We start from the raw sequence: 15,312 nt of genomic DNA on the forward strand, positions 1-15,312 counted from the left end.
CAGCGGCTTACTCGCGACCGAATCGTGAATCGACGACCACCTGATCGGGGAATGTTGTTGATCATGTCGTCACACAATGGTGTCACTCGTGCGGCCGATTGCGATCAATGCCTATAGCGTTTCCGCCCGGAGACCCCACCGCTCCGGAGATCCCCGAAGACTCCGGAAATGACGGGGATAACCACCCGACATGAAGGAGAATCACATGAAGAAGGCTTGTGCCGTGGTTGCCGCTGCAGCCGCGCTGTCGCTCGCGTTCGCCCCGGCCGCCATGGCCGGCGAGGGCCACGGTCACGGTGGACACCACTGGAAGAACGGCCCCCTGCTGGTTCTGCTGAACGGCAACAACCTCAACGGCACCATCGGCGCCTGCGGCAACAACGTCGGCGTGCTGGGTGGCGCTGTGCCGATCAACTCGCCGTCGATCACCGAGACCTGCGCCGCCGGCGGCATCGTCGACGAGGGCTGATCTCCCTTTTAGCTCTACGTCTGGGGGCGTCATTTCTGGCGCCCCCAGACGCGTTTTCCCCGTTTAAACCTTCATGAGGAGATAAATCGTGCTGAAGAAGGCTGCTGCCGCTCTCGGTGTCGCTGCTGCGTTCGTCGTCGTCGGTTCGCCGGCGATGGCCGCTCCCGGCCACCACTGGGTCAACGAGCCGCTGCTGATCGTCGGCAACGCCAACAACCTGAACGGTGTTGTCGGTGCGTGTGGCAACAACGTCGGTGTGCTCGGCGCGGCGGTTCCGGTGAACTCGCCCTCCATCACCGAGACCTGCGCCGCCGGCGGCATCGAGGACGGCGACGACTTCGGCCACTACCACGGCTGATCGCTGCTCTTGCTCTGAGAAGGGGCGCCCACCTTCGCGGTGGGCGCCCCTTCTGCTGTCTCAGTTGCCGTACCTGCGGTGCCGCTTGGCGTACTCGCGCATGGCGCGCAGGAAGTCGGTGCGCCGGAAGCCGGGCCAGTAGGCCTCGCAGAACCAGAACTCCGAGTGCGCCGACTGCCAGAGCATGAAGCCGGAAAGCCGCTGCTCACCGGACGTGCGGATGATCAGGTCGGGGTCGGGCTGCCCGGACGTGTAGAGGTGCTCCGCGATGTGGTCGACGTCGAGCACCTCGGCGAGCTCCTCGATGGTGCCGCCGCGCTCGGCGTGCGCCTGCAACAACTTCCGGACGGCGTCCGCGATCTCCTGCCGCCCTCCGTACGCGACGGCGACGTTGACCTGGATGCCCGTGCGGCTCTTGGTGCGCGCGGCGGCGTTCGTGAGGCGCTCGGCGTGCTCCTTGGGCAGCATGTCGATGGCCCCGACGTGCCGGACCCGCCACGGCTTGCCGTCGCCGGCCAGCTCGTCGGTGATGTCCGAGATGATGTCGAGCAACGGCGCCAGCTCGTCGTTGTCGCGGTTGAGGTTGTCGGTGCTCAGCATCCAGAGGGTGACGACCTCGACATCGGCGTCACCACACCACTCGAGCAGCTCGAGAATCTTGCGCGCACCGGCCCGGTGACCATGCGCGACATCGGTGAAACCGGCTTCCCGGGCCCACCTGCGGTTGCCGTCGAGGACCACGCCCACGTGCTTGGGACCTTGTGACGTCGTGCTCAGTTCGCGGCGGAGAATCCACTCGTAGAGGTGGATAGCGACGTCTTTCACACGGGTGCGGAGTGCCACGTCCGAACAGCGTACGCCGTGCAACGTTCATCACTGAGCCGCGGTAGGAAACCTACGGTCGCGTAACCTAGGGTCCTGTGACGACAGCGACCAATCCTCCTCAGCCCGGACTGCGGCCGCGCCTGCGTGGATGGCTGCACTTCTGGTCGTTCATAGCCTCGGTGGCGACAGGCGCGACACTCATCGCTCTGGCGGCGTCCACAGTGTCCGGCCGCGCTGCCCTGGCGACCTCCGTCTACGGCCTGACGGTGCTAGGCCTCTTCGGCGTCTCGGCGCTGTACCACCGCGTGACGTGGGAATCCGACCGCGTCCGCACGTGGATGAAGCGCATGGACCACTCGATGATCTTCGTGTTCATCGCGGGCACCTACACCCCGTTCGCGCTGCTGGCCATGGATCCCGACACCGGTTCCACGGTGTTGTGGGTCGTGTGGATCGGGGCTCTGCTCGGCGTGACGCTGAAGCTGGCCTGGCCGCACGCGCCGCGGTGGCTCGGGGTGCCGATCTACATCGCGCTCGGGTGGGTGGCGGTGTTCGTGCTCCCCGAGCTGTTGCACCACGCCGGGGTTGCTGCTCTGGTGTTGCTGCTGGTGGGTGGGGCGCTTTACACCGTTGGGGCCGTGTTCTACGCGACTCGGTGGCCCAATCCCTGGCCGCAGGTGTTCGGGTATCACGAGTTCTTCCACGCCGCGACTGTGGTGGCGGCGATCTGCCACTACATCGCCATCTGGCTCGCGATGTACTCCTGACCTGGCTTTTTGTGGCTTCCTGATCTTGTCAGGCCGTCTCCAGGTCGTCAGCCCGCTTCTTCGGCTTGAAGAGCGCGTTGGCGGCCTTCCTGCTCTTGTCGCCGCTCGACGGCATCAGGTGCGTGTAGACGCGCAGCGTGAAGCCCGGATCGTGGTGTCCGAGGTTGATGCTCAGCGCCTTGACCGAGACGCCGTTCTCCAGCTGGGAGGACGCGTAGAGGTGCCGCAGGGCATGCATGCCGTCGTCCTGGTTGACGTACACGAGGCCCGCACGCGCGAACGTGGGACGCCACACGCCCATGTTGAACTTCTGTCGTCGGCAGGCGTTCCCGTCCGGCGTGGTCATCAGTAGCCGGACCGTCACAAGCTTCCCGTCTGGCTTCTCCCAGGGCAGCGTGACCGCGACGGGAGGGAACTCCTCCATGTAGTCGTCCAACTCGTCCAGGACGCCGTCACCGGCCGGGACGCTGCGTTCCTTCTTGCTCTTGGGCGGAGCCCACACGAGCGTGTTCTTCACGATCCGCACCTGGCGCACGATGTGGAGCTCAGCGGCGTCCCGGTCGATGTCGTCGGGGGAGAAGCCGAAGACCTCTCCCTGCCGCATTCCCGCCCCGGCACCGAGCACGGGAGCGGGCTTGTAGCGCGCAGGCAGCGCGAGCCGGATCGAGTGCAGCCGCTTCTCCGGCCACGGCTTGATCCGCCGTTCAGGCGGTGACGGTCGTTGCACACTCCGTGCCTTGCACGCGTTGGCGTGGATGAGCTTCTCCTCCACCGCCGCGTTCAGGATGGACGAGAGCCGGTCGAACAGAAGTTGCTGATAGGTGAGCGAGAGGCCGGCCTCGCTCATGCCGGTGATCCAGCCGCGCACCATCGGAATGTCGATGCTCTTCATGCTGCTCTTGCCGAAGTGCGGCACCAGGCGCTTGTTCACCTGGTAGCGCAGGTTCTCCTGTGTCGCAGCGTCTTGGGACTGTCCGCCGAACCACGTTTCGACGTACGTCGCGAACTTGATCTCACCGGCTTTTGGGTCGACGTACTTGCCTTCCCGCTTGTCTGACTCGACCTCAAGCAGGAAGTCCTCTGCGCGCTTCTTCTGACGGTCCGGAAAGCTCTTGCTCTTCTCGTCCCCTTGGGGGTCGAAGTAGCGCACCTTGTACCGCAGGCCCTTGCCGTACAGGTCGGTCTTGACCCGCGTGACCACCTTGGTCTCCGGGTCTTTGACCTCTTTCCACCAACGGTCCTGGACGTGGCCCATCGCTGCTCTCCCTACGCTGCTTGATCTTCTTCAACCCACAGGCGTACCTGTGCGGGCACGTAGCGCAGGTGCTTGCCGACCTTGCGCACAGGCGGGCCGTAGCGCCGCCATTTCCACTGGTAGAGGGTCTTGACCGGCACCCTCAGGAAGGCCGAGACCTCTTCCACACCCCACAACGGTTCGACGTCCGACATGCAGATCCCCCCGGATCAGGCCGCTATCGCTGAAGTTGCTGAAACATCCGGCGACGGCCGGGGCAGGGTGGCGAGGACGGCTTGCGCCTGGTCGTACTCGGCTCGCCACTTGAGGCGTTGCGCGATCATCTGCATGAGCAGCTCGGCGCGTCCGGGGACGTGTGGATCACCAGCACGGACGGGAGACCACATCAACCGTGTCCGGTCGGTCTCTTCCTTGCGGATGCCCGCAGCTGCCAGCGCTTCCTTCACGAATGCCGCGCGGTCGGACTTGTGTTCGGCGAGGGTCTTCCCCGACCAACGCCGCGACACGAGCACACGCCGGCCGGGCAGACCGAGGGTTTCCCTGCGGTGAGCCTTGGAGCGGCAGCGACCCGGAGTCATCCGCGAGTTCGTGCCCTTGGGCTGCACGCCGTAGATCAGCCAGATCGCGCACCGGTCCGAGCACGGCGTGATGGCCAGCTCGGCGGCCAGGCGGTCAGCGTGGTCGGAGACCCGAGCCGAGGCGTCCACCTCCACGACCTCAGCGATGGACTTCACGAGGTACTTGGTCAGGTACCCGACGTGCCGCCCGGCTTCCTCGGAGCCGCCCAGGATGCCCTTGGAATGCACCTGAGGCCCGAACTCCGCCACGTGCGCCGGGACGTCCAGGTCTGCCACCGCGTCCGCCCACGAGGCCAGCGGCAGGTTGGTGCCTGGGTCCACGAAGCCCTTGGTGCGCATGTCCCACACAGGCATCCGCGTGCCGCTGTACTTGATCTCATCGTGGTTGGGCCACCACACCTGGAGATAGGTGGCCGCCGTGACGTCCCGGACGACCTGGTGCGGGATCGAGCCCCGGACAGCGAAGTGCGCGTGAGGGGTGATCCGCTTCTGTGGCTCGACCGTGCCGAAGTACTGCGCGTCGAAGCCGACAACTCGGCGGAGGTTCTGCCACCACCGGTCAACCAGCGACGCGAAGTGCACCGCGTCTCTCGCAGCGCGTCGGTAGTCGTACGTGTCCGGGTTGACGGGCGTGCCGTCACTGCGCACTTTGCCGTAGGTGTCGAGGGTGAGCGTGATGAACGTGGACGGGCGGTACTTGCCCGCGAACTCCCTGCCGACCGTGCGCTTGTCGACTTTGCGCCGGGGAAGGTTCGGCGCGTCCTGACGTCGACGCGTGGACCGAATCGGCGCAGTTCTGGCCGGCTGTTCCACGGCGGGAAGGTTCCCGCGGACTCCCTCCCCACGCAGGTCAGCGTCCGCCTCACGGATGGCCTCGCGCAGGTCATCGACCTGATCAACCGCGCCCTCAACCTCTGCCTTGCGGTACTCCGCCGTCAGGTCCGAACGGTAGGTGACCAGCGCGACCTGATCGGTCGTGGGTGCTTCGCGTTCGGCGATGGGTTCGTGGTCGAGGTGCCATCCTTCGCGGCACTGGGCCATGCGGGAACGGCGGTTGCGGTCCGCGCAGGCCGGGCACTTGCTGGCCTGAGTCGAGTTGCAGCGGACCGCAACGATGCGGACCTCTCCGGTATCGAGGTCGACAACTTCGCGCATGACTGGCCGGGTGCACACGCCGTGCTGCTCAGCCGCCGCCTTGATCACGTCCAGCGTGAGCGGCAGCCGTGCCCGTTCCGCCGAGGTCATTCCCGCAACATCAAGGGGCACAGCAGGAACCACGCCAGCGATGTCCTGTGTGGACTCCTCGGTCATGCCGCCATCCCTTCTGGGCTGTCAGGACGTCCGGTCAACTCGTGCACGGTCGCGTTGCCAGCGGTGAAGAACCGGGCAAGCTCGACCAGGTCCGCATCCGTGACGTGGAAGGCCCGAGCACGTTCCGGTTCCCTGCGGCCGTCCTGCTTGATCCAGGCGACGCCGGGCGTGTTCTCGCTGATCTCGTGAGCCGCCGCACCGCGCTGACGGACGCCATCACCCAGGACCATGTCGACCTGCACGGGTTCGTCCAGCCGCAGCGCAACGCGCGTGGTGAACAGGTGCCGGAAGCCGACGATCTCCTTGCGCGGGTCCTGGACGAGCGCGACGACCGCGAAGCCGGGAGCGCGTCCCTGCGAGGTGATCGTCTGGACCGCCCGAGTCGCACGCTCGCGCAGGTTCTTGTCCGTCTGGTAGGCGATGACGTCGGCCAGTTCGTCCACGATCAGCACCGTGAACGGCTCACCCGTCGAGCGTGCCCACAGACGCCTGATGCCCCTGTATCGCGAGGCTCGTTCTTTGACCTCTGCGGCGATCTCCTCCAGGAGCGTGACCGCGTCAGGCCCGTTGTCGTAGACGACCTTGGCGAAGGCTTCCGGGCACTGGCCGAGCTCCATTCCGCCCTTGGGATCGATGCCGACCAGGCGCACGAGTCCCGCACGGATGGCCGGGGCGAGCTGCCACACGATCGACCACAGCACCGAGCCCTTGCCCGCTCCAGGAACGCCAACAACGAGGAGCTGTGAGCCGAGCAGGCGAAGCAGCCACGGCCGGCCGGTCTCCGTCTTGCCCACGACGACGCCCTTGAGGTTCGTGGCCACCGCGTCCGACGACAGCGCGGGCACCGGGAGCGGCCGGGCAAGCGGGTCCGAGTGGATGAAGTCGAGTTCGAGCACCCGAGGCTTCAGCACGCGGACCCGGCACGACTTCGCGTTGAACGAGTGGGCCAGGTTGTCTCGGCGGGCTTCCCACTGCTCTGGAGACTGCGCGGGGATCATCCGGACGAGAACCCGGTCTCGCCAGCCTTCCGAGCGCACGCGGCGCAGCTTCGGGCGGTACTCCTTGCCGCGCCTGTCTTTCGTGAGTTCGGCAAGCCGTGTCACTGTGCGCCAGTGCGGTACGTAGACCGTTGCCCGCCGCCACTCCGTCAGGAACCGAAGCCATGCGTGCCGCACGAACGACGGGCGGTGAAGTCCGGCCCAGATCACCAGCCCGCCGACGACGGTCAGTACGACGATCACCAAGCCCCACAGTCCGCAGTGGACGTGAACCAGGTAGAGCGTGACGCTGACGAGGACGGCCACCGGATAGTGGGCGGCCAGGACCAGAAGCCGTACGGCGAGCCAGATCACGAGGAACGCCAAGGCGAACGGCAGTGACACGACCTTGACCCACCGGGGCAGGAAGAACCACCACGGCAGACGCGGCCGGACACCCTCGAACGGAGCCGGGTCAACCCACCTGTTCCCTGACATCACGCTTCACCGCCGTTCACGACGATGACGAAGATGAGCGGCAGCCAGCCGAGGCAGGCACAGCACTTGATCTGGCCGGGCGCGTAGATCCCGAACCGGTGGCACACCTGGCAACGCCGGCCATTCGGCAGCTTCCACCCGGACGGTCGATCGGTCCCGCTTGACGCGGTACATGCGTGTGGCGATACGCTCTGCATGACTCGAATCTCCTTGTGTCCCAACGAATGCATGGCAGATCGAGTCGGTACGTCACCGGGAAGCAGTCGAGGCCCGCCAAGACTTTCGACTGCTTCCCGTGTGACACACCAACAGGTATTCGGTTGTCGAGCGGCCTTGAATCAGGCCCCGTTCAGCTCTCGCGCCAACCGTGCTTCGCGGTCAGCCCAGTACAGGGCTTCGTGGTGGTGGCCCCGGTCCAGTTCGGCCACTCGCCGGTAGACCGCCGCGCTCTTCTCGTGAAACCGCCGCAGTTCGGCGGGTGCGGGGTTCTTGCGCGGCATCAACCGAGGCAACAGGTCGTGCGCCTCGCTCAACGACTGCACCTGTTCGACCCTTGCCCAGGTCACGTTCTGTTCGGCCACAGACATCACAGCTCTCCCTTACGCCGCAGCAGACGACGAGTCGGGCTTCTGGGCGGCAGGCTTGCTGTTGCGGCCCACAGCCTGCGGCGACACCATCTCTTCGGCCCAGACCGTGTAGCTGACCCAGCCGTCCCGCACGTAAGGCGTGACCTTCAGCCCGTGGAACATCGCCGGGCGAAACGGCGTGCCCGCCAACGTCTCCGGCGGAACCGGCTGGTAGTCGGCCGCGATCTTCACGACCTGACCGGTGTTCTTGCCCTTCGCGGATGGGTCGGTCCCCTGCACCGTCCACACCGGACGACCCGTCAACTTGCAGACGGCGGGCTTGCTCTTGCCGCCCTCCACGTAGTCGTTCGCCCGGTCCACCGAGATGACGTAGAAGCCCTGCGGAAACAACTCGTCGAACGTGATCGGGAACCTGTGACCAGCGGGGATAGCCATGTTGTGCACCTCTTCTGTCGTTGCCCGAAGCCTCGGGCTCAGCTCGCCTAGTCCTCTAGACAAGTTCAGGTTAGCTGGTCGTCTAGAGGAGTTCAATCAGTCCTCTCGATTCTTCGCTTTTGCAAGCGATCTACTGTGCCGGGACGTCGTACTCCAGGACGAAGGAGTGCGCGATCTTCACCGTGTCGCACACCTCGACCGGGACACCGTTCGTGTCGTACGCCGTGCGCACCAACGTCATGACCGGGATACCTGCGCCGATCTCCAGCGCCTTGCGTTCGGCCGGCGTCGGCATGCGCGCTGACACCTCTTCTGTGAAGCGCGCCAGCTCGTGACCCGCGTCTTCGATCCGGCCGTAGATGCCGCCGGGACCTGTGTTGACCTCAGTGATCGGCGTGCCCTTGGCGATCGACTCGGGGATGTACGAGGTGGCCGTCTCCACCGGTCGGCCGTCAGTGAGGTAGCGCCTCGACCGGACGATGACACGTTCCCGCGACTTGAGGTTCAGGCGTTCAGTCACCTCTGCCGAGGCCACTTCGTTCGTCACGCGGATCTGATCGACGCTCGGCACGTGGCCGGACGCTTCAGCCTCGGCGATGAACGCGGACTTGCCTTCCTTGCGGTGCCTCCTTGCGAACCGGTCGGAGGCAAGCCGACGGACCGGGGGAGCGGACCGCACGAAGACGCCCTTGCCGTGCTGGGCGACGACGAGGCCTTCGGTTCTCAGCTCCTTGATCGCTTCGCGGACCGTCATCCGGGCAACCCCGAAGTGATCGATCAGCGTCGCCTCGGAAGGGAGTTGCTCACCAGGGGTCAGCCGTCCACGGTCGATGTGCTCGCGCAGGATGTCGGCGATCTGGCGGTACGGCGGCCGATCACTGGACCTGTCTATAGTTCCTAGATCGAGCATGGTCACCTACTCCTACAGACGACTAGACGAGTTCAGTTTCTCATACTCGGCTGCTGAGGGAAAGTGCAGGCAATGACTGAGACACCGCGCCATTCGGTGAGCGTCGCCGGAATCGTCGTCAACGACGAAGGCAAGGTTCTTGTCATTCGCCGCCGGGACAACGGCCGCTGGGAACCGCCGGGTGGAGTGCTCGAAATGTCGGAGACCTTCGAGGAAGGTGCGTGTCGAGAAGTTCTGGAGGAGACAGGGATTTCGGTTCGCGTCGAACGGCTCAGCGGCGTCTACAAGAACATGAAACGCGGCATTGTTGCGCTCGTATTTCGGTGCTCTCCACTCGACGAACCTAGTCGTGCGACCGATGAGGCGGCGGAGGTGCGTTGGATGTCACTTGATGAGGTTCGTGAAACGATGGCGCCTGCCTACGCTGTGCGGGTAGTTGATGCGTTCAGGTCTGATGTCGAAGTCCGTGCCCACGACGGCGTTGACCTTCTGGCGACGTAGTAAACCGTCAGCTTGCGTAGATGTCGGGCAGCAAGTTGAAACGATCCACATGTAATGGCCTGACGATCATGAACTCGCGATAGTTCACGGTCGCGATATCGTGCACATTCTCCCGTTCGGCCAGTGCCATTACGCAGGCATCGGCGGTTCCGAGTTTCAAATTGGCGTAAGTTTCTACGAGGTCGGCAACCCGGTTGAAGTCAGCGGCCTTAAACGACTTGAGCTCGTAGGCGCCGTCAGCGACATCGCGCAAAAAACCAGCCTCCGCCTTACTGCCTGCTCGGGTTCCGAGCATGTATCCAACTTCTGTAACTAGTGGCTCTGGGAGCAGTAGGCTTCCTGAATACCTTGTCATGAGATCAACGCACTGTGTGTGGTAATCGTCTCTCTTGTTGGCCATTGCGACGATCACGCAAGTGTCCACAACCATCATGCGATCTCACCGCCTTCGCCGCGAAGTTCGCTGCGAAGTATCTCTCGTGTGCGTGAGCTTAGATCTGCTTCACCCTCGAAAATGCCGACCGTTCGAAATGTGCGCGGCAACGTCTTTCCTGTGCCGGACTTGTCGGTTGCGGCATCAGGAGTATCGGCGAGCAATCCGGCGAGCTCGGTGCCCAGGTCGGAGCGTCGTGTCGACTCCTGCGCAAGCCATCCCTTGAGGAGTCGTACGAATTCGGGAAGCCGCCTGTCTGGAAGTGCTTCAAGTAGCTGCTCGGCCTCAGTTCTGCGGGAAGACTTTTTCTTCGTCTTCGTCTTCGTCTTAGAATTAGACTTCTTTGGGCTTTCTCTTATTGATACTCCTGACGGTGCAGGAAGTTTTCCGCCTCGCCCGCGCAGCTGGGTACCAGCTTCCGATAGCACCCGATGGACGTATCCGTAGGAGCGGCCCATCTCTTTGGCGATCGCCCTGATGCTCGCCCCACGTTCGTACTTTCTTTGTAGCTCGGCAGTAACCTTATCGCGACCGACAACCTTGTCGCTTTTCTTGGTAGCGCGCCGAGGCATGTAGTACCTCCCTGTGTCGCCTGCAAGTGTAGGCCTGTCCACGGACACACGGTCTCTGCTGAATTCAGCTTTATTGGATCAAGGCGCCGCCGTCGGCGGCGCGTGGGTCAGTCGCCGACGAGCGTAGTCCGTGTCCATCCGGGCACGTCGGGCTCCCGCTTCGCTCCGCCCGCCGGCCACGGCGGCACGCCCATGAGGCGGCGCGGCAGCGCACTGCCGACAGCCGGACTCGAACCACGAGCAACCAGCCAACGCCAGCTGGGACGATCGCGCGGGTGGCCAGCTGACTTGCCGGGGCACGGCGATCGACTGCCGCGACGGCTACGCCGCCTTGCCACCGAGTGTGCTCCGGACAGTGCGAAGAGCATCACCCCAACACGCCAATGATCTATTGCATACTTTCCAAAATATCGATTTCTTCCTTCCATCCCTTAAATACCGCCCGCAATTCGGCAACTTTAAGAATGGATCGCTGCATGCGCTTAAGTGGCTTGTCTAGGTATGCGGAAAGCCCCATTACGCTCGCGAGGGAATCGTAGAGGCCCTCCACCTGTGAAAGTGATGGAATTGCCTTGTCGATCATTTCTTTGATGGCCTCGATGAAGCTATCGTACCCGTCCGCATCTTGCATCGAAGATGTTCTAGCGAGTTCAATTATTGACCTTACTCCCGCGTCCCACTTGCTAATCTCGTCGGTCAGATCGTTTGCAGCAGTATCCAGTTCGTCGGCGAGCGGGCTCAGCTTATCTGCGAATCTAGTTGAAACCGCTAGCTTCTTGCCGAACGTATCTGCGTGTTGAATCTCGGGAGTTGCAGCTACGGCTTCCTCTCCTAGTTGCTCGAAGATTTTTCCGATTGTTGCAAGATTCTGCAAGGTGTCTGGAGTTACGCGCTCAAATTCCGCCAACTTTTCGAGGTGGCCTGAAATTATCGCTTCTTCGATCGTTTTCTGAACTTCAGCGCGCAGTGGCGTGGGAGGCGAGTCTTCCATTTCTGTTAGCACGTCGTCCACGCGATCTGCAATCTCATTGACGCGGACAATCCATTTTTCGGAGCCTGGATCAATAGCACGCAGTTCCGAAATGTCGATTCGGTGCAGTTTCAGGAGCTCACGCCACATCTCGTCGCCTGCGAAGTGTCGCTCTACCCTGTCCGGGTCGGCAAAAAGAAGGGGTACGATCAACTTAGTGCTGGAGCTTGTCTCCAGAAAACTGAAGAACTCGCGCAACTCCTCGCGACATGCAACGCTGCGAAGGTAGGCCGGGGAGACGAAGGCGAGAAAGATTGACGAGTCGGCCAAGCCGAGACGAATTCGGTCTTTCCAGTCTTCACCAGCAGATATAGTTTCAGTGTCCTTGAATAGCCCCATCTCCTTCCCCGTGAAGCTACGATATGTGGCTCTGACGTCATCAACTATCTTGCTGATTCGACCGTATGTGGCCTTATCGTCGATTCGTGCGTAAGAAGCGAAGACTGAGACTTGACTGCCTGTAGGGCGTCCAACCGCCTCGTCAAGTTGAGATGACTCTCTTGCTGTCACCCACAGGCCTCTAAATTGTTCCTCTTCGCCATCAAGCGCGGAGATGACCTTTGAAAGAACCGGCCACGTGGGCAATCTGGTGCCGTTGAGAACGGCATTGACGGTCGAGTGACTGATTCCGCCAATAGTTGAGGCCAAGGTTCGACTACTTGGTGATCCTCTGCGGGTATGCAGGTCGCGTACCGCTGAAGTTAGTGCAGTAATGCTTGGTGACAACGAGACTGACTCTTCGTCCTTTGTCATCTTGAACCACCTCCGGTCGGTCCATCGCGTAGATTCAGACTGTACTGCAATGTACGGGTTTACACAACTGTACAGTTGTACACGCCTCCGGTGGCCGGTCGGACACCGTGAGTACGACAACTTCTTGCGTTGTCATGCGGCACCTCACCGTTGAGAGGCGTGGCCTCGAACTCGGAGCGGCCGGACGCTGCTGGTGACGGCATGAAGGACGCGGCGGTCCCTGCGCGTCGCGATGACAACATCCAGAGGCGCGAACACGGTTGTGTGGGATCAGTGACCGCGAGTTCGACGACGTGTCGAGGTGACGCCCGGACATGGTTGATCAACTCCCAGGCCGTCTACAGGCCGTCGGACGTCCGGAAAGGACGAAAACCAGCGAGAACTGTCGAGACATGTTCTCGCTGGTAGACGCGTGTTTCAGCCGCCAACCCGCAGGTCACCAGATGACGACGTTCACAACATCGCCATCTGGCTCGCGATGTACTCCTGACATGGGTGCGTCCGGCTGGATCCGTTACGCGGAGTACGACCCGGACCCGGTCGTCGTGCTGAACGCGCTGCATGAACGCGAGCTCGCCGGTGGGAAGTACCACTGGGCGGAGCCCGAGGTGCCACGGCCGACGTCGGTCCAGGAACTGCAGGAGCTCTACGGAGTGCACGAGCGGCTTCCGCAGGAGTGCACGCATTCGGTGCTCGACATCTTCGACGTCCACTACAGAGCCGAGGACGTGCCATGGGCGATGCGTCCGCTGGACGAGTCGACCGTTCTGGAGAAGTTCGGCACCCTCACGCCGACAAGAGAGCAGTTCGACTCGGTCTACGAGACGTACGAACTGTTCTGCGAGCGGGGCAGCGGGTACTTCACCACGCTCTTCGTTGACGGCGTACCGACCACGACTGTCGTGTGGGGCGTCACGGGTGACTAGTGCGGGGAGCTTCTCCGTGACTCGCGTTGTGTGCCAGGCCGTTCGGTGGGTGGACGGTCTGGTGGAGGTTCGGCTCGCAGACGCGCGCGGCGCGGTGTGGAACGCGGTCGGTGAGCCCGCGGTGTTCGACCACCGCGGGTGGCTGGGGCTGGATGTCGAGTTGCCGTTCGACATCGAGGTTCCTTGTGAGGTCGTGGCCGTGGCGGATGACCTCGTCACCATCTCGGGCCCGTTGGGTGAGGTCGTGGTGACGCCGTACCAGCTCCGCGGTGGCGGGGTGGTCGCGCGGGAAGCCGGCTTCTACGAGTCGGCGGACGAGGTCCGGGCCGCGATGACCGTCGGCGAACAGCCCTGGGAACAGGACGCGTTGCGCTACCTGGAACAGGGGAGCATGGTCATGGTCCCGATGGCCTGGGCGACGGACCTGATCGACGGTCGCAGCGTCAACGAACGTGGTGAGTGGACCGACGGCGTGTGGTTCTGGAGCGGCACGCTCGTCCACTACCTGCGTCGGTACCACGTGGTGTTGCCGGACGAGTTCCTCGCGCACATGGCGGCCAACGGGTGGCAAGTGCCGCGGATGACCGACGACGAGGCGCTGGCAGCCGCCTGTCTTCGCCATCCTTTCCTGGCCGACGACGTGGCGGCTCCGGTCGCCGAGGCCTGAACCACGGCGACCGGAACCCTCGAGCGTCAGCGGCCGCCGCGGGCCATGTGCAGCACGTCCAGTGCCGCGTCCAGCTGCTCCTCGGTGAGCTTGCCCGGCACGTGGCCGCGTTCCAGCACCACCTCGCGGATCGTCTTGCGCTCCTTCAGCGACTGCTTCGCGATCGACGCCGCCTCCTCGTAGCCGATGTAGCGGTTCAGCGGCGTGACGATGGACGGGGACGACTCGGCGTACTCGCTCATCTGCTCTACCTGCGGTTCGGTGCCGGCCAGCACCTTGTCCGCCAGGAGGCGGGCTACGGCGGCTAGTAGGCGGGACGACTCCAGGACGTTGCGGGCGATTACCGGCAGCATCACGTTGAGCTGGAAGTTGCCCTGCGAGCCGGCGAACGCGACTGTGGCGTCGTTGCCGATGACCTGTGCCACGACCATCATCGTGGCTTCGGAGATCACCGGGTTGACCTTGCCCGGCATGATCGAGCTGCCTGGCTGGAGGTCGGGCAGCGCCAGTTCGCCCAGGCCGGTGCGGGGGCCCGAGCCCAGCCAGCGGAGGTCGTTGGCGATCTTGAACAACGCTACGGCCGAGGCCCTGAGCTGGCCCGAGATCTCTACCACGCCGTCCTGGGTGGCCTGGGCCTCGAAGTGGTCGCGGGCCTCGACCAAGGGGAGGTCTGTGGCGGAGGCCAGTTCGGCGGCTACGCGGGCACCGAACTCTGCGGGTGCGTTCAGGCCGGAGCCGACCGCGGTGCCGCCGATCGGCAGTTCGGCGAGGCGGGGGATGGACGCTCGCAGGCGTTCTACCGAGTAGCGGACCTGGGATGCCCAGGCGCCTGTTTCCTGGCCCAGCGTGATCGGGACGGCGTCCATGAGGTGCGTGCGGCCGGACTTGACCAGGTCGGACCACTCGTTCGCGCGGTGTTCCAGCACGCCTTGGAGGTGTTCCAAGGATGGGATCACGTCGGTCACCACGGCTTCGGTGGCGGCTACGCGCAGGGTCGTCGGGAACGTGTCGTTGGACGACTGCGAGGCGTTGACGTGGTCGTTCGGGTGCACGTCGCTACCCAGCGCACGGGTAGCCAGGGTGGCGATGACCTCGTTGGCGTTCATGTTCGAGGACGTGCCGGAACCCGTCTGGAAGACGTCGACCGGGAAGTGGGCGTCCCACTTGCCGGCGGCCACCTCGTCGGCCGCGGTGGCGATGGCGCCGGCGATGTCGTCGGGGAGAACGCCCAGCTGGGCGTTGACCCTGGCCGCCGCTGCCTTGAGCAGGCCCAGTGCTCGGATCTGGGCGCGTTCCAGGCCTCGACCGGAAATCGGGAAGTTCTCGACCGCGCGTTGTGTTTGGGCGCGCCACAATGCGTCGATCGGCACGCGGACCTCACCCATCGTGTCGTGCTCGACGCGGTACTCCTGTTCAGACATACCTTCGAGTCTCTATGGTCGATCACAGCACTGCCACCC

General features: G+C 63.8%; 18 protein-coding genes. 6 read left to right on the forward strand and 12 right to left on the reverse strand.

What is annotated here, in order from left to right:
- Positions 1-205: 205 nt before the first annotated feature.
- On the forward strand, positions 206-469 hold the full coding sequence (locus PV646_RS15160) for a hypothetical protein (protein WP_355300171.1): 264 nt from the start codon (positions 206-208) through the stop codon (positions 467-469).
- Between the two features lie 88 nt (positions 470-557).
- Positions 558-827 carry a hypothetical protein gene (locus PV646_RS15165; protein ID WP_452251314.1) on the forward strand — a complete coding sequence of 90 codons (270 nt, stop codon included), beginning with the start codon at positions 558-560 and terminating at the stop codon, positions 825-827.
- A 60-nt stretch (positions 828-887) separates the two neighbouring features.
- Here the strand turns inward: PV646_RS15165 and PV646_RS15170 are convergent, their stop codons facing one another.
- Complete coding sequence (locus tag PV646_RS15170; RefSeq protein ID WP_500342049.1) at positions 888-1,670, reverse strand: isoprenyl transferase; 783 nt, start codon at positions 1,668-1,670, stop codon at positions 888-890.
- Positions 1,671-1,747: 77 nt separating this feature from the next.
- Here PV646_RS15170 and trhA point away from each other — a divergent pair, with 77 nt between their 5' ends.
- Positions 1,748-2,419, forward strand: a complete 672-nt coding sequence (gene trhA / locus PV646_RS15175) for a PAQR family membrane homeostasis protein TrhA (protein ID WP_500342050.1) — start codon at positions 1,748-1,750, stop codon at positions 2,417-2,419.
- 28 nt (positions 2,420-2,447) lie between these two features.
- Here trhA and PV646_RS15180 read toward each other — a convergent pair whose 3' ends face one another.
- The 7 genes from PV646_RS15180 to PV646_RS15210 all read right to left on the reverse strand — a co-directional run bounded on the left by PV646_RS15180 (position 2,448) and on the right by PV646_RS15210 (position 8,970).
- Positions 2,448-3,674, reverse strand: coding sequence for a tyrosine-type recombinase/integrase (locus PV646_RS15180; protein WP_500342052.1), 1,227 nt, complete (start codon positions 3,672-3,674; stop codon positions 2,448-2,450).
- A gap of 11 nt (positions 3,675-3,685) precedes the next feature.
- Complete coding sequence (locus PV646_RS15185; RefSeq protein ID WP_500342054.1) at positions 3,686-3,868, reverse strand: helix-turn-helix domain-containing protein; 183 nt, start codon at positions 3,866-3,868, stop codon at positions 3,686-3,688.
- Between the two features lie 15 nt (positions 3,869-3,883).
- Positions 3,884-5,497 carry a replication initiator gene (locus tag PV646_RS15190; RefSeq protein WP_500342056.1) on the reverse strand — a complete coding sequence of 538 codons (1,614 nt, stop codon included), beginning with the start codon at positions 5,495-5,497 and terminating at the stop codon, positions 3,884-3,886.
- Between the two features lie 62 nt (positions 5,498-5,559).
- Positions 5,560-7,038: an FtsK/SpoIIIE domain-containing protein gene (locus PV646_RS15195; RefSeq protein WP_500342057.1), complete on the reverse strand. Its 1,479-nt coding sequence runs from the start codon at positions 7,036-7,038 to the stop codon at positions 5,560-5,562.
- A gap of 338 nt (positions 7,039-7,376) precedes the next feature.
- Entirely contained in the window at positions 7,377-7,625 is a 249-nt protein-coding gene (locus tag PV646_RS15200) for an AMED_5909 family protein (RefSeq protein ID WP_500342058.1), read from the reverse strand.
- A 12-nt stretch (positions 7,626-7,637) separates the two neighbouring features.
- On the reverse strand, positions 7,638-8,060 hold the full coding sequence (locus PV646_RS15205; RefSeq protein WP_500342059.1) for a hypothetical protein: 423 nt from the start codon (positions 8,058-8,060) through the stop codon (positions 7,638-7,640).
- 130 nt (positions 8,061-8,190) lie between these two features.
- Positions 8,191-8,970: a GntR family transcriptional regulator gene (locus PV646_RS15210; RefSeq protein ID WP_500342061.1), complete on the reverse strand. Its 780-nt coding sequence runs from the start codon at positions 8,968-8,970 to the stop codon at positions 8,191-8,193.
- 72 nt (positions 8,971-9,042) lie between these two features.
- Here PV646_RS15210 and PV646_RS15215 point away from each other — a divergent pair, with 72 nt between their 5' ends.
- The gene (locus PV646_RS15215) at positions 9,043-9,471 is read left to right on the forward strand and encodes an NUDIX hydrolase (protein ID WP_500342063.1); all 429 of its coding nucleotides are present in this window, start codon (positions 9,043-9,045) and stop codon (positions 9,469-9,471) included.
- A 7-nt stretch (positions 9,472-9,478) separates the two neighbouring features.
- Here the strand turns inward: PV646_RS15215 and PV646_RS15220 are convergent, their stop codons facing one another.
- The 3 genes from PV646_RS15220 to PV646_RS15230 all read right to left on the reverse strand — a co-directional run bounded on the left by PV646_RS15220 (position 9,479) and on the right by PV646_RS15230 (position 12,259).
- Positions 9,479-9,904 carry a type II toxin-antitoxin system VapC family toxin gene (locus tag PV646_RS15220; protein WP_500342064.1) on the reverse strand — a complete coding sequence of 142 codons (426 nt, stop codon included), beginning with the start codon at positions 9,902-9,904 and terminating at the stop codon, positions 9,479-9,481.
- Positions 9,901-10,518: a helix-turn-helix domain-containing protein gene (locus tag PV646_RS15225; protein ID WP_500342066.1), complete on the reverse strand. Its 618-nt coding sequence runs from the start codon at positions 10,516-10,518 to the stop codon at positions 9,901-9,903. The genes PV646_RS15220 and PV646_RS15225 overlap by 4 nt, the downstream gene beginning before the upstream one ends.
- Positions 10,519-10,864: 346 nt before the next feature.
- Positions 10,865-12,259 carry a toll/interleukin-1 receptor domain-containing protein gene (locus PV646_RS15230; RefSeq protein WP_500342068.1) on the reverse strand — a complete coding sequence of 465 codons (1,395 nt, stop codon included), beginning with the start codon at positions 12,257-12,259 and terminating at the stop codon, positions 10,865-10,867.
- 491 nt (positions 12,260-12,750) lie between these two features.
- On the opposite strand from PV646_RS15230, the gene PV646_RS15235 reads away from it, so the two are divergent.
- Both PV646_RS15235 and PV646_RS15240 read left to right on the forward strand, forming a co-directional pair.
- On the forward strand, positions 12,751-13,185 hold the full coding sequence (locus PV646_RS15235; RefSeq protein WP_500342070.1) for a hypothetical protein: 435 nt from the start codon (positions 12,751-12,753) through the stop codon (positions 13,183-13,185).
- A gap of 16 nt (positions 13,186-13,201) precedes the next feature.
- A complete protein-coding gene (locus PV646_RS15240) occupies positions 13,202-13,852 on the forward strand; it encodes a hypothetical protein (protein WP_500342071.1) in 651 nt (216 codons plus the stop codon).
- Positions 13,853-13,878: 26 nt separating this feature from the next.
- Here PV646_RS15240 and PV646_RS15245 read toward each other — a convergent pair whose 3' ends face one another.
- Positions 13,879-15,273, reverse strand: coding sequence for a class II fumarate hydratase (locus PV646_RS15245; protein ID WP_500342073.1), 1,395 nt, complete (start codon positions 15,271-15,273; stop codon positions 13,879-13,881).
- Between the last annotated feature and the right edge of the window lie 39 nt (positions 15,274-15,312).

The sequence above is a fragment of the Streptomyces sp. ID05-26A genome, assembly GCF_033794685.1.
Classification (GTDB): Bacteria; Actinomycetota; Actinomycetes; order Mycobacteriales; family Pseudonocardiaceae; genus Lentzea.